The organism is Candidatus Chlorohelix allophototropha (assembly GCF_030389965.1).
Taxonomy (GTDB): Bacteria; Chloroflexota; Chloroflexia; order Chloroheliales; family Chloroheliaceae; genus Chlorohelix; species Chlorohelix allophototropha.
On sequence record NZ_CP128401.1, the window covers coordinates 34,759 to 49,361 of the forward strand.

At 46.7% G+C, this 14,603-nt stretch carries 13 protein-coding genes; 5 read left to right on the forward strand and 8 right to left on the reverse strand.

The genetic code is table 11. From position 1 onward, the window contains the following. Positions 1 to 37: 37 nt before the first annotated feature. The 7 genes from OZ401_RS23260 to nifB form a co-directional block, all read right to left on the reverse strand. Positions 38 to 967, reverse strand: coding sequence for an alpha/beta fold hydrolase (locus OZ401_RS23260; RefSeq protein WP_341472013.1), 930 nt, complete (start codon positions 965 to 967; stop codon positions 38 to 40). A gap of 81 nt (positions 968 to 1,048) precedes the next feature. Beyond that, complete coding sequence (locus OZ401_RS23265) at positions 1,049 to 2,095, reverse strand: isopenicillin N synthase family dioxygenase (RefSeq protein WP_341472014.1); 1,047 nt, start codon at positions 2,093 to 2,095, stop codon at positions 1,049 to 1,051. 101 nt (positions 2,096 to 2,196) lie between these two features. Next, a complete protein-coding gene (locus OZ401_RS23270; protein ID WP_341472015.1) occupies positions 2,197 to 3,513 on the reverse strand; it encodes a nitrogenase component 1 in 1,317 nt (438 codons plus the stop codon). Next, entirely contained in the window at positions 3,497 to 4,978 is a 1,482-nt protein-coding gene (locus OZ401_RS23275) for a nitrogenase component 1 (protein ID WP_341472016.1), read from the reverse strand. Before OZ401_RS23275 ends, OZ401_RS23270 begins: the two co-directional genes overlap by 17 nt. 35 nt (positions 4,979 to 5,013) lie before the next feature. After that, positions 5,014 to 5,889 carry a nitrogenase iron protein gene (gene nifH, locus OZ401_RS23280; RefSeq protein WP_341472017.1) on the reverse strand — a complete coding sequence of 292 codons (876 nt, stop codon included), beginning with the start codon at positions 5,887 to 5,889 and terminating at the stop codon, positions 5,014 to 5,016. After that, on the reverse strand, positions 5,873 to 6,247 hold the full coding sequence (locus tag OZ401_RS23285) for a NifB/NifX family molybdenum-iron cluster-binding protein (protein ID WP_341472018.1): 375 nt from the start codon (positions 6,245 to 6,247) through the stop codon (positions 5,873 to 5,875). The genes nifH and OZ401_RS23285 overlap by 17 nt, the downstream gene beginning before the upstream one ends. Positions 6,248 to 6,278: 31 nt before the next feature. Then, positions 6,279 to 7,229, reverse strand: coding sequence for a nitrogenase cofactor biosynthesis protein NifB (gene nifB, locus OZ401_RS23290; RefSeq protein ID WP_341472019.1), 951 nt, complete (start codon positions 7,227 to 7,229; stop codon positions 6,279 to 6,281). Between the two features lie 655 nt (positions 7,230 to 7,884). Here nifB and OZ401_RS23295 point away from each other — a divergent pair. The 4 genes from OZ401_RS23295 to OZ401_RS23310 all read left to right on the forward strand — a co-directional run bounded on the left by OZ401_RS23295 (position 7,885) and on the right by OZ401_RS23310 (position 12,732). Beyond that, complete coding sequence (locus OZ401_RS23295; protein ID WP_341472020.1) at positions 7,885 to 9,558, forward strand: ABC transporter substrate-binding protein; 1,674 nt, start codon at positions 7,885 to 7,887, stop codon at positions 9,556 to 9,558. 77 nt (positions 9,559 to 9,635) lie between these two features. Continuing rightward, the gene (locus tag OZ401_RS23300) at positions 9,636 to 10,580 is read left to right on the forward strand and encodes an ABC transporter permease (protein ID WP_341472021.1); all 945 of its coding nucleotides are present in this window, start codon (positions 9,636 to 9,638) and stop codon (positions 10,578 to 10,580) included. Further along, positions 10,581 to 11,375 carry an ABC transporter permease gene (locus OZ401_RS23305; protein ID WP_341472022.1) on the forward strand — a complete coding sequence of 265 codons (795 nt, stop codon included), beginning with the start codon at positions 10,581 to 10,583 and terminating at the stop codon, positions 11,373 to 11,375. Positions 11,376 to 11,445: 70 nt separating this feature from the next. After that, positions 11,446 to 12,732, forward strand: a complete 1,287-nt coding sequence (locus OZ401_RS23310) for an O-acetylhomoserine aminocarboxypropyltransferase/cysteine synthase family protein (protein ID WP_341472023.1) — start codon at positions 11,446 to 11,448, stop codon at positions 12,730 to 12,732. Positions 12,733 to 12,793: 61 nt separating this feature from the next. Here the strand turns inward: OZ401_RS23310 and OZ401_RS23315 are convergent, their stop codons facing one another. Then, on the reverse strand, positions 12,794 to 13,204 hold the full coding sequence (locus OZ401_RS23315) for a NifB/NifX family molybdenum-iron cluster-binding protein (RefSeq protein ID WP_341472024.1): 411 nt from the start codon (positions 13,202 to 13,204) through the stop codon (positions 12,794 to 12,796). A gap of 141 nt (positions 13,205 to 13,345) precedes the next feature. Between OZ401_RS23315 and OZ401_RS23320 the strand changes: the two genes are divergently transcribed. After that, positions 13,346 to 14,437, forward strand: coding sequence for an IS4 family transposase (locus OZ401_RS23320; RefSeq protein ID WP_341467879.1), 1,092 nt, complete (start codon positions 13,346 to 13,348; stop codon positions 14,435 to 14,437). Positions 14,438 to 14,603: the final 166 nt, after the last annotated feature.

The following is a 14,603-nucleotide window of genomic DNA, read 5'->3' on the forward strand; positions in this document are numbered from 1 at the left end:
ATAGATGAAAGCTGTTGTTTGGTTTAAATGATTGTTGTTATAAGCGGGTTGTAATCCAATCCAAGATATCGGCAGTCACTTCGCCCCGATTCACTTCTCTTAGAAGACTGTGCCTTTTATTGTCATATAACTTTAGCTGAATATCTTCGAGACCAACAGCTTTATATTTCTCAAACTGGTCGATGGTTCGCTTGCCGTTATCGGTAGCACTATCCTTATCGCCACTCAACAAAAAGATAGGCAGGGTTGGCGGGATTTTGCGTATATTACCCACCGCTTCCACCTCTTTAACTGCCAACAGGTAGTACAGGTAAAACTGGTTGTTAAACAGGATATAAGTATAGGGCAGTTTTAACGAATATTCGACCATCTCCTTATCACTGGTAATCCAATCAAGCGCAGTTGTAGCAGGCTCAAACTGCTGATTAAGCCCATAAAATAGGGCTTCAAAAGTTTCTTTGCAGGGGGTTTTCAAGCCGTTCTTTTTGATTTCTTTTTCCACCAGAGTTACCAATTCATCAATATTTTTCGAGGCTGAATAAGCACCAGTAAGGATTAAGCCCCGTATTTCCTTACCATATGCAAATGAATACAGGCGTGCCACTACCGAACCCATGCTATGCCCCAACAAAAAAAGCGGAGCCTCCGGGTATTCTGCCCTTATAAACTTGGTAACAGCATAGAGGTCATCGCGAAGTTGCCCAAAGCCTCCCTCTCCAATGTCACCGCCTTTATAGTCGGGCAACTTAACATCTCCGGCGGTTCTACCATGCCCACGAGCTTCGGCAACATAAACGGCAAAGCCTTCCGCGTTCGCCTTTTCCGCGAACTCAGTATAATAATCGGCAGTTTCTCCCAAGCCGTGAGCAATTTGAATGATGCCTTTGATCGTGTGTTTCTCCAGATTCCAGCTTTTTACAAAAAGCGACTGCCCATCGTTGGCTTCATGAAAAAACTCAACCGTCATGTTGATTTATCTCCGGTAGGGCTTATAAACTGACTACTGCCGAGGCAGATTCAACCTGATCGGCAGCGTCATTCATTATTATCAATAACTGCTTGCGAGGTTCTCGCTAGCCTCCTGCTCTAACAGGTCGGCGTAGTGGCGGCGGGCTACATCGGGGTGTGAGCGGAGTCGACCCTTAAGATTGTTTTTACCTACTTCGTAGAAAAGGGGATTGAGCGGGTCAACCGTCAAGCCGCGTACGCCTTCCGCTAATTCGGGCGGTAGTTTAAGTAGTGGAACGGTGGCATCCAGCTTCGCTCCAAAAAAGAAAGCTACCGAAAGACGGTCAATACCCTGCCGTGGCGTATTAACCCGGTGGACATTAGCCCGTAAATAGCCATTGGTAGCCAGTTCCAGCACCTCCCCGATATTGATCACAAAAGTTCCGGGTATCGGTGGGGCATCAATCCAGTTACCTTCATATTCAACCTGAAGCCCTTCTTCGACATCCTGTAGCAGAACCGTGACAAAACCACCGTCTTTGTGTGCGCCTACTCCCTGATCACTATCGGTTGCTTCACGTCCCGGATAACGGATAAGTTTGAGAAGTTGTACCCCATCAGGCGTAAAAATCGAGTCAAATACCGTTTCGGATTGCCCTAACGCAGCCGAAAAAGCTCGGATAACCCGGAGAGCTACACCCGCGACAGCAGATTTATATTCGAGGATAACTTCCCGAAGTTCAGGCAGCGATTGAGGCCATTGGTTAGGTCCTTGCAACCGATACCAAGCTGGTAATCCAGTATCCCTTGGTAACGCAGGTCGCTCATCCCCAATGTCAATCTGTTCCCGCCAATCGCGTTGACCGCGAGTGCGCTCCCAGCCCAAGCGGGTATAGCCCCGGAAATGAGGCGAGTTAGCCATCTCAATCGCCAACTTTTCTTCTTCCGGCAGATTAAAAAACTGGCGGGATAAGGTAAGTACCCGGCGAATTAACTCTGGGTCAACGCCATGTCCGGTCAGGTAGAAAAACCCGAGATCGTGGGCGGTGTGGCGAAGTTCCGCCAGAAAAGCTTCTTTTTCGGCAGCGCCTGCCTCCAGTCGCGATATATCTAGAATCGGCAAAGCTGTCCATTTTGAATTTCCCATTTTTACTCCTCAAGTCATCTAGCGGTTGAACCGCAATACTAATAAATCGGTCAAAAAAATTCACCCCCGGTTACCCGGAGTGACTATGGTACATTTTTCACTTAGCGATAGGTTTCCAACACCCGGTCGTAAATATCTTCAGCCAGCCTCAGCCCGCCGTTGTAGCCAGCATATCCACAAGTTAAAACCAGTCGGTAGGTAATCGGCACACTTAAAACCAGCAAATCGGCTCCAATATCCTGCGCCAACTTGCTTTCCCATGAGCTACCGAGGATGAGCGCCCTGTTTTTATGATCGTCTCGCCGTATTTCCTCCTGAATAGCGCCACCGTCCACCGAAAAAGCTACCTCGGCGGATCTGAAATCGGATATTCGGGCAAACTGCGCTTTTATCGCTTCCTGATATTCCTCCGGGGTGTTATCCACAATATATTGCTTAGCCGGTATTATCCCCAACTCATTGAGCAGGTAACGCGCAATCCCTAGGGCGTAGGAAGCGTCCAACAGGGTATAGAATCGGCGCGGAATACCGTATTTAAATTCCAGCAAAAATTCTGCCAAGCGTTCAAAATGGGCGTAGAATCTTTTTTCCTCTTTTTGGATAAAGGCAGCGGTTCTCGCGGGTTCAAGGTTGGCAAACTCGCTCACTCCATTGAGAAATTTAGTGGTTTCCGCCCCGCCAATCGGCAAGTAAGGGAAATGGAAAAAGGGCGTTCCGTATTTTCTTTCCAGATGTTCGGCAACAGCCAACCCAGACCACGCACTCACTACAATATTAAACTCAGCGCGGGGGATAGTTTTCCATTCCTCCAAACCGGAAGAAGCAGAGCCAAAAAGCACATTTGCCGTTAGTCCGATACCTTCAAGCAATCTTTTTATTTCTTCGAGATTACCGTCCCAGTAAGGGTCTTGATAGGGCGGAGTTACAAAAACATTGACCAGCCCTTTTAGGGTAGTTTTGTCATTGGCAAATTTATCTACATACTGATCAATAATAGCGATGACCACTTTATCATGGCTGACATAGTTGTTGCTTTTAAAGCCGCCAGTTTCAGCGAATACCACCGGTTCGTCTTGTGCCTGAAAAACCCCGGTCACACTTCCAATGTCATCTCCTACAATATCCGAGGTGCAGCCGGTTAGCACCACGAAAAGATCGGCATCAATTACCTTGAATGCTCCTTCTATGACACCTTTTAATTTTTCTTCCCCACCAAAAACCACCTCCGCTTCACTGGTATTGGTACAGGGCATTGAGTTGGCTCCACCATAGCCCTTTACCTGACCAATGATGGAGTTTATTTTGGTTCCGCAGCCCGGACCGGAATGCAGGATGGGCATGGCTCTTTTAATGGCGATTACTGATTGGGTTGCGCCCAACGCGCAGGAATATCTTGGCTGCTCAATAAGAGTTGACACTTAAGTTTTCTCCGAGAAAAGTAAATGGGTCTTGTTCCAACCACCAGCGGGTGTAAGGAATGGTGCTATGTTTGGCGAGATTGGTGGTGAACTCTTGATTATCTAAGATGTCCAGAATTTTTTCGGCATAGTTCAAGACCCCCTGATAACCAAAACCGAACTGCTCGTCTTCCATTAAAAAGGTTGGTATCCCTAACTTCGCTCCCCAGATGACCATCCCGCCATGCCGAGCCACCAGCAAATCTGGCTTTAACCGATTCAAGATATTCACCAATTCATAGGTCTGTTTGTTACAGACGTTATAGGCTGGAATATCTCCATAGTTTTCTACTGCCAGTCCGAGAGTATCGGAAAGGGCTTCGCCATTATCGTAGATAGGGTCATGGTGGAAAATAGCAGCGCCTTTTACGGTAAGCCCCAACTCCCTTAGCAGCGCAATAATGGCGTGACCATGCGCCGCCCCCGCCGTCAAATAGGCGGTCTTTCCAGCCAACTTTTCCCGATATGCCGCCAGTTCCGGCAATACTCGCTCATGTTCGCTCTTAATTATTTCTTCAATCTCTGCTTGACGGTCCAGCACCCGACCCAACTCTCTCATCCAGAGGTCGGTTCCGGCAATACCAAAAGCAGGAGGGGCTTTTACTTCCGGCACACCATAGACTTGCTCAAGGGCAGCGCCCATATAAGTTCCCAAAGTGGGGCAAATTTGGATGGTAGCAGCCGCCTCTGACAGATACTCAAGTTGGCTCACAGTGGTGTAGGGCACAATATATTGAGCCTCATAACCCAATTGGTGCAAGAGTTTGTCAAACACATGGCTGCCAAAGAAGTTGATGATGTTAACTTTATTGGTTTTTTGGCGAGGCGGCTTTACAACTTTTCGGACGATAGCATGGAAAGCTGCATCAAAGCCGGTTGACCAGACTTTGGTTTTAAAACCTTCGCAATGGCAAGCTACTACCGGAATGCCCAGTTCTTCCGATAAATCATTGGCGGTACCATCAACATCATCTCCGATGATGCCGGAGGCGCAAGAGGTAGTGACAAAAATAGCTTTAGGGTGCGTTCTGCTGAAAACTTCCCGGATGGTTTCTTCCAATTTCTGGACACCGCCAAAAACAGTATCTCTCTCCTCAAGGTTAGTGCTGTAATACCGACCTAGCGTTTGAGGTAGTTTCCTTTCAGCCTGACCCACCCGATTTACAAAGCTGAAATTCGGGAAATCTCCGGCGCAGCCCACCGGGGCATGGTTAATCATCGCCGCATCTTGAATCATCGAAAGCTGGCAGAAAGCGGTAGAGGAGCTACAGCCCATGCACTGACTGAAACTTCTGGAACTGTCTTGAAGCGTACCCTCGCGGGAACACCGCACCAGTTCCGCCGCAGAACCCTGATACCCGGTTATTGAGCCTAGGCGGGTTTCCCGGATTTGTACTTCGGAAGCATTTAAATTGATTGCACTCATTTTTAGCCTTTATCCTCATTCCAATCGGGGCTTCCTCAGACTCCGGCAGCCACGCCACGAACCTCACCGCTTTCAAGCGCCAACAAATGATCAGCCCATTTTGAAGCCCACTCTCGCAACTCTTGCGTTTCCAGCGGAGTCGGCACTTTTGACTCGGTATGATTGTAGATTTTGTTAGCCAAGCTACGATAGACCTCAGCCTGAGCCGATTTAGGGGCGGCTTCGATGGTGGTTTTTCCTTGCAACTCGCTCTGCGTCACCGTTACCGAACGGGGAACATATTCGACCACCTGTGTATTGGTCAGTTTCACAAAATCGTCAATTATTTCCTTTGAATAAAGGGCATTGATGGAATTGGCGATAACGCCGCCTAGCAGCGCGCCACCCGCGTTTGAATATTTTTTGATGCCCTTGAACAGATTATTGGCGGCGTAAACTGCCATAAAATCCGCAGAAGATACGGTAAAGACATGTTGAGCAATGCCTTCCCGAATAGGTACGGCGAACCCCCCGCACACCACGTCGCCCAGCACATCGTAGATTATAATATCCAGATCGAGTTCCTCAAAAACCTTTTGCTGTTTCATCAGTTCGACGGCGGTGATAATTCCACGCCCGGCGCAACCTACCCCCGGCGCTGGTCCACCCGCTTCCACGCAATAAATCCCGTTGAAGCCCTCAAATACCACTTCACTTGCTTTTACTTTGTTACGTTCTCGCAATGTATCTAGCACAGTTGGAATGTATTGCCCGCCGCGCAGGGTATTGGTAGAATCGCTCTTGGGGTCACAGCCAAACTGCATCACCTTGTAGCCCATAGTAGAAAGAGCTGCGCTGATATTTGAGGTAGTGGTGGATTTTCCGATACCGCCTTTACCGTAAATTGCAATCTGTTTAATCTTCTTTGACATTCAGGGTTTCTCCACTGATTAAATTATTAAAATATTTGGAGCTGATCAGGCGGCTAAGCGCCTCATCAACAAAAACCGGAGACTCCATCGCTAAAATCCCATAGGCATCCAGCATCGCCTTTGCTCCGGGTCCAATTCGACTCACCAACACCACCGCACAATCCGACAGCAATTCAGCCGATTGTTCCAGCAGACTTACCTCGTGTTTTCGCCCGTTGCATCCCGGTTGGTTCAGGCGCGTTTCTACACACTTATAGTCACCGTTCTCAATCTCATAAATTAAAAATTGCTCGGCACGCCCGAAATGCTGGGTGATATGCTCTCCGTCCCAACTGGCAACTGCTATTTTTAAGCCCATAAATTCAATCTCCCATACTGATTACCCGAAATTAATTACCCGAAGCTGGCGCTGGTTTTTTTCTGAGCAACTCCACGTTGATAAGCGAAGGCTCTTTTAAAAATTTGGCAGAGCAGTTATTGGCGACCGGTGCGGCAGAACAGCCTTCTTCACCGGGTACCCCAATCGCATCAGCCCGACACTGGTTACAGTTGCGGAACTGCCGTAATATGCCATCGCATTCGTCTCGCACTCGGTTAAGCTCTTCCGGAGAGGGTGGTAGAATATCTTTAAACTTACCTTGAGAAATCAATGGCATGATATTCATCACATGCGCCCCCAAATCCTTAACCACTCGCGCCACTTTTACCAGATGCTTGTCGTTAATCCCCGGTATTAGCACCGAGTTAACCTTAACCACCATCCCCCGGTCAGCCGCAGCACGCAGCCCTTCCAATTGGTTTCTGCTCAAAACCTCGAAAGCCTCTCGATCCCGGTAAGTAACACCCTTAAAGCGAACAAAGGGGTAAATCTGCCCTCCTATATCCGGGTCAACTGCGTTGATGGTAATGGTCAGGGCAATGACCCCCGCTTTATCCAGTTCCTCGATGGTTTCGGGTAGCGCCAGTCCGTTAGTTGAGGCGCATTTGACCAAATCCGGGAATTGGTTTTTAACCAAATTAAGGGTTTCAAGGGTTGCAGCGTTGGCAAGGGGTTCGCCCGGTCCTGCAATACCCAAAACTTTTAAACGCGGTTCTGCTTCTACCGCCGCCCGGATGGTGGCAATTGCTTCATGCGGACTGACCACGCGGGTAGTGACCCCCGGACGATTTTCATTGGGGCAGTCGTATTTTCGGACGCAGTAGCCACACTGAATATTGCATTTTTTTGCTACCGGAACATGAATGCGCCCAAACTTAAAATGGGCTTCACTGCTATAACAGGGATGTTGCGCTATCTTGCTGTTGTTTTCAGCAAATAAAGTTGTTGGTGTGTCGGTCATTAGCCCATTCCGGATATTCAGACGGCTCACTTTTCGAAGGAGTTCTGATCTGATATGAATAAAAAATCGCCCGCGACTTTACCAATCGTAGTGAGCGAACCTTCGGTTGATCGGTCAGTTCATTTAGGGATTTTATGAGATTTTACCGATTCATACTTCTCTTGAATTTCCATCGGGAAGTTCGATTATGTCGAATCTGATAAGATAAAGTTAAGCTAATCTGTAAAGATTGTCAAGTTAAAATTTGGTTAAAATCACGCCACAAAACCTCCAAATTCTCATTAACAGCCAATAATTTCCCGTCTTTTGAGTACAAATCAGCTATGTGGTAATTTTTACAAATCATATACTTGACAATCTTAATAAAGTATTTTAACATTAGCCTAGCTTAACAAAACTGCCGGAAATAACGCTGTTAATTTTGGGCAACATATATTCTTTTATTGTTATGTGCTTATCAGCAATTTGCTGGTTTTGCTTTGGAACTGACTGGTCAACCGGAGGTTCGCTCACTACGACATTTATAGTCGCAATGGGCGAACTTTTTTTATACAACGCTGCCCCTTAAAACGGAAATATTGTGTCGATAATTTATGGGAAATATCCGGAACTAACCGCGAATTTCAAATTGTTAAATGTTGGAGGAGCTTATTTTATGGTAAAAAAGAACAAAAGGTTGTTGCTGGTCTATTTATTGATCCTTCTACTGGCTGCCTTGCCGTTAGCAGCCTGCGGTGATTCTACCGCTACCACCAGCCCGGCAACCACCGTCGCTACCACGACTGTTGCCAGCACTACAACCGCCGCTGCCACTACTGCCGCTGCTACCACTACGGCAGCCACTACCGTGGCAAGCGCTACTACTGCGGCAGCAACCACCACGGCTGTGGCTACTACTACCGCTGCTGCCAAAACTGGCATTAAACCGGGCGGTTCGTTTATCTTTGGTCTGACCACTGAACCCGACCATCTTGACCCATATCAAGCCACCAGCGCCGATACCCGCGAAGTGCTGTTTAACCTTTTTGAGGGGTTGGTAAAACCTGACGGAGACGGTAATCTGCAACCGGCGGTGGCGGGAAGTTTGCCCACAATTTCAACGGACGCACTGACCTATACCTTCAAAGTTAGAAGCGGTATCAAGTTTCACAACGGTAATGCCGTAACCGCCGACGATGTAAAATATTCGTTGGATACTGCCGCAGGTCTTAAAATTGCCGGGCTGGATAATATCCAGACGGTGGAAGTAGTTGACCCCACTACCGTAAAAATCAGCCTGAAAAAAGCTGATACCGATTTCCTACCTTACCTGACGGTGGCGATTGTACCCAAAGATTACAAGGATCAAAATACCCACCCAATTGGCACAGGTCCCTTTGCGTTTGACTCCTTCACTCCCCAGCAGGCGTTGGTCTTGAAAAAGAATACCAGCTACTGGCAAAAAGATTTACCCTACTTGGATAAAGTTACCTTTAAGCTGAAATCTGATACCAACGCGCTGTTGCTCGATTTGCAGTCCGGCAGCGTGGATGGGGCGATTGTGGACAGTAACACTTCCAAGCAACTTGGCAGCAATTTCTCCATCAATCAGGCTAATTCCAATGCCGTTCAGCAGCTTAACTTTAACAATGCAGTGAAGCCGTTCGATAATCAAAAAGTCCGCCTCGCACTAAGCTACGTGGTTGACCCGGACGAGATTATCAGCACTGTAAACTTTGGTAAAGGCACTCGCGTGGGTACGCCCGTAATACCCGGTCTCAAGGCATACTTTGATGCTAGTCTGACCGATGCCTACAAGAAGAACATTGATAAAGCCAAACAGCTTTTAAGCGAAGCCGGTTATACCAACGGGTTCAGTTTTACCATCACAGTGCCATCAAACTATCAAGTGCATGTTGATACCGCTCAGGTGATTGTCAACCAACTGAAAACCGTAGGGGTTACTGCCCAGATTAAACAGGTGGATTTCCCGACATGGATTAGCAAAGTTTATACCGATCGACAGTATGAGGCTACTATCATTTCGGTAGACGGCGCTAATCTCTCCCCTCAAAGTTTCTTGGCTCGTTATGTATCCACCGCTTCTGGCAACTTCTTTAACTATAAGAGCGCCGACTATGACACCCTTTATGCTAAGGCAGTGGCAGAATCTGCCCAGTCCAATCGCATCGAACTGTTCAAGCAACTTCAGCAACTGGTGTCGAAAGATGCCCCCAATGTTTTCATTCAGGACATTGCCACCTTTACTGCACTGAAAAATGGGCTTAGCGGTTTTACGCCCTACCCGTTATATGTGTTCGATGCTTCCACGATTTACTACAAAGGTTAATTCTATTTTAAGAGCCTACCGGGTCGTGTAACAGGCGATCCGGTGGTTTATACAAAAGAACACTGGCTAACTGAATTATGATTAAATATCTCAGTCGAAGGATAGTAACGCTTTTTTTAACACTGTTTCTGGTTTCAATTTTAACTTTTACAGCCTTTAACCTCATACCGGGCGACCCGGTAATTTTGATTCTTGGTACCGAAACAACTCCGCAACGAGCGGATATGCTCAGAAGCCAACTTGGTCTTGACCGTCCAATGCCCGTCAGATATGTGGAATGGCTAATGGGTTTGGTGCAGGGGAATTTTGGAAATTCTATCAAATATTCACTCCCCGTAAAGAGTTTAATCGAAGGGCGATTGCCCACCACCATCTCGTTAGCATTGCTGGCAATCTTCCTGATAGTTATTATCGCAATTCCGGTGGGAATTTATTGCGCCAGAAAACGCAATATGGCTATTGATAAGGTATTGAACTCAGTTTCAATGCTAAATCTGGCAGTGCCAAATTTCTTTTTAGGGGTGCTTTTTATCTGGGTTTTCGGCTTACAGCTTAAATTCTTTACTCCTGGCAATTATGTGGATTATAACGAGAATTTTGTCGGTTTTATCGGCTATTTGCTATTTCCAGCACTGGTGATAGCCTTGCCGAATATTGCCATTCTGGTGAAATTTTTAAGAACTGCGGTGATTAATCAGTTAACGGCCGACTATGTCAGAACCGCCTATAGCAAGGGGGTTTCTGATAATAAAGTGATTTCCCACCATGTGCTCAAGAACGCCCTGCCGCCGGTAATCACCCTGTTGGGAATGATTATCGCCGAGATTTTTTCCGGCAGCATAATAATTGAGCAGGTGTTCAGCTTACCCGGCATCGGACGGCTTTTAATTTCATCTATTTCGTTCCGTGATTTTCCTCTAATCCAAACCCTAGTGGTCTATATTGCTTTTATTGTGGTTTTTGTAAATTTCCTAGTGGATGTTCTACTACAAGCAATAGACCCCCGAATAAGGGTGAGATAGATGCTTGGCAAGCTGGATTTTGATTTTAAAATAGGATTTGCGCTGACCGGGTTTATAGTTTTACTGGTGCTGGTCGGTCAGTTTTATACTCCCTATGACCCTTATATCATGAATACCTTGCAACGATTTTCTCCACCATCCTTTAGCCATTTTTTTGGCACTGATAACTTTGGGCGGGATAACTTCAGCCGAGTAATGATTGGTACACGGTTCACTCTGCTGGTGGCAATTAGCACCGTTACCATCGGCGCTTTTTCTGGGATAGTGCTTGGTCTAGTAGCCGGTTATATTGGCGGGGCGATTGATGAGGTAATAATGCGACTGATTGACGCGATGACCTCGTTTCCCGGCATTCTGCTGGCGTTAGTGATGGTAACGGTGCTAGATCGCGGTGATTACACCATCATAGTAGCGCTGGGCATTTTGTTTATACCCAGTTATACCCGGATTGTCAGAAGTGGCGCTTTGCAATTTAAGAACCGTGAGTTTGTGTTGAGCGCGCTGGGCATCGGGGCTTCCCCTTTTCGGATTATGTTCATACATCTCCTCCCGAATATTTACCCTCAGTTACTTACAGGGGTGATTATCGGGCTATCCAATGCGATTCTGGCAGAATCCAGTTTGAGTTACCTAGGGCTGGGCATCCAACCACCCACTCCCAGTTGGGGTCGGATGCTGTTTGAAGCCCAGTCCTATCTCTTTAATGCACCTTGGTACGCTCTAGCGCCGGGGTTCATGATTATGATAACGGTGCTTGGTTTTAATTTTATCGGCGAAGGTCTTAGAAAAGCTTAAACCTGTGCTGGCTCGCCAGAGCGATGCTTGGCGTTCGTCCGGCTATAAATTTAGAAGGGATTTTATCACTATGAGCAATGAAACCGAGCATCAATTAGGGTTTGAAACCCAAGCTTTACATGGAGGTCAGAAAGCCGACTCTGCTACCGGGGCGCGTGCCGTCCCAATCTACCAATCAACCTCCTTTGTTTTCAACGATACCACCCATGCCGCCAACCTTTTCGCGCTCAAGGAGGTCGGCAACACCTATACCCGGATAATAAACCCCACCACCACCGTGCTGGAAGAAAGAGTAGCTTTGCTGGAAGGCGGCGCAGGCGCTTTGGCGGTAGCGAGCGGACAAGCGGCAGAATTTCTGGCGTTGATTAATATCGCTAATGCCGGTGACCATATTGTTTCCGCTACCAGCCTTTATGGCGGGACTTATAATTTATTTCATCACACCCTGCCCAAACTTGGTATAACCACCACTTTTGTAGACCCAACTAATCCAGAAAATTTTCAGGCAGCTATAAAACCCAACACCAAGGCGATTTATGCCGAGACACTGGGCAATCCCCGGTTGGATACTTTGGATATTGAGGTGGTTGCCAAGATAGCCCATGCTAACGGTATCCCGTTGGTAATTGATAACACCCTGCCTAGCCCATTCTTGATTAACCCAATTGAATGGGGCGCAGACATTGTGGTGCATTCTGCCACCAAGTTTATCGGGGGGCATGGTACTAGCATTGGTGGGTTGATAATTGATAGCGGGAAATTTGATTGGGCTAACGGCAAATTTCCGGGTTTTACCGAGCCGGATAATAGCTACCATGGCATCCGAATTGTAGATTTAGATGGACCACATTACATATTGAAAGCCCGCATCCAGCTTTTGCGTGATCTTGGTCCTTCTTTAAGCCCTTTTAATAGCTTCCTGTTTTTGCAAGGGTTGGAAACACTGCCGCTTAGAATGGAACGGCATAGCGTCAACGCTCTAAAGGTAGCCCAATTCCTCGAAACCCATCCTCAAGTTAGCTGGGTAAATTACCCCGGACTGGAAAGCCATCCTTCGTACAAGGTTGCTTGGAAGTATCACACCCGCAATCTTTTCGGGGCGATAATAGGGTTTGGCATAAAGGGGGGCCAGGCAACCGGACGAGCTTTTATTGATAAGCTCAAATTGTTCAGTTTGTTGGCTAATGTGGGTGATGCCAAGTCACTAGTTATCCATCCCGCTTCTACTACCCACCAACAATTGAGTGAGGAAGAGCAAAGAGCAACCGGCGTTACGCCTGATTTTATCCGCCTGTCAGTTGGACTGGAAACGGTGGATGATATTATTGCCGATCTGGATCAGGCATTAGCAGGCTAATAGATATTTCGGTTTGTTGGCGATGAGCCCGAAAATATCGGGCTTTACTTGGCATAATATTTTAAGAACAACCACCATCAGGTTTATTTCGGTGATGCCCATGCCCGTGTTGAGATTGGGTTATTGAAAAAGGAAACGGATTTTCAAGCAGCTTCCCTCTTTTAGCGTAACCTTTTAAAGCTTTATCAATGGATACGGATAAGGGTATCGCTTTTATGCCCTTTTCCTGTAAAATGCTTACAGCTTCCGGTCCTATTTGGCTTACCAGAACAACATCTACATCGGACAACAGTTCCGCAAGAATATTTACTCTGTTAGTATGTTTATCTAAGCTATGGAAATCGTTTCTTCTTGTTTCCAGAAGCTGGTAATCACCTGTTTGATTTACCTCGTAAATCAGGAACTCTTGAGCTTTACCAAAATGCTCGGTGATATTAACGCCATCCTTACTGCCTACTGCAACTTTTGACAAAGCAACCTCACTTAAAATTATTCTATTGATGTTTTTGCTACCGTACAGATATAAAGGAGAGGAAAAGGAGGAGAAGGTTGAGGCAGAGTGGTAAACTGTAGTTTTCTTACCGACCAAAGTAGAAAGCAAAAGGATACCAAAATGAGTGACAACCTTCGCCGACATCGTGCCATAAAACAGCAATTGTTGCAACTCCACCCACAAGCGCAGGGGCGCGAATTACAATATTTAACAATTCTAGCGATGGTGATCAGTGGGATTGTAGGTAGTCGGCATAGTGCGTTGCCTAATATCGCCGCCAAAGTGCCAGATAAAACTAAACGGGAAAGCCGCATCATCCGAATGCGCCGATTGCTCAAAAATGATAACTTTAACCAAAAAGTGGTGTATGCTCCTTTCGCCAAACAATTGCTGAGTAGCCTGTGTCATTGTCCACTGGTACTGGTGATAGATGGCAGTCAGGTTGGTGCTGGTGGAATGGGCTTAGTAATCAGTGTAGTATATCAGGGGCGGGCTTTACCTTTGGGTTGGTTGGTGGTTAAGGCTAAAAAGGGACATTTAGCTCAAGCTTTGCACATCAGATTGTTAAAGCAAGTTCACTCGTTGGTTCCGTCTGGTAGCCAAGTAGTCTTTTTGGGTGATGGTGAATTCGATGGCTGTCGTTTGTTAAGACGGTTAGATTATTACGGTTGGCAGTATGTCTGTCGTACTGCTAAAAATAGCCAGGTCTGGTTGGATGAACAAGCTCATTATGCCATCAGTAAGTTAGGGGTTCAGCCTGGTCAGGTAGTGAGTCAGAGCGGCGTAGCATTCAGCAAACACGAGTACGGACCAGTACTGGTCATAGCGGTCTGGCAAAAGCCTTACCGTGAGCCACTTTATCTGGTGAGTAATTTGGCTCTAGCCCAGGAAGCAATCCGGTACTACAAAAAGAGGTTTAGGATTGAAACCTTCTTTTCCGATAGCAAGAGCCGAGGGTTTCGGCTGGACAAGAGCCATTTGGATGACCCTAAACGGCTAGAAAGGTTATTGTTAGCGGCTTGTCTGGCTTATCTTTGGATTGTACATCTGGGTACGATAGCTTTAGCTGAAGGCTGGAACCGGGTCATTCATCGCACCGAACGACTGGATTTGAGCCTGTTCAATTTAGGTTTGAACCTGCTTGAGCATTTTTTGAATGAACATTTACCCTTACCAGTCGCCTTTATCCCTTTTCTTTTAGAGGATTTCTAATTGTGTACGGTAGCAAATTGATGTTAAGAAAATATTTAACTCTCTGGAAGTAGCTAACCGTTAGCTTGATTGGTTCCGATTTAGAAAGGGAGTGGGATTTTCTAAGGGACTGCCCATCGGGACAATAACCCTAGAAAATCCCCCTTTTTTATGCGCGCTACCGATT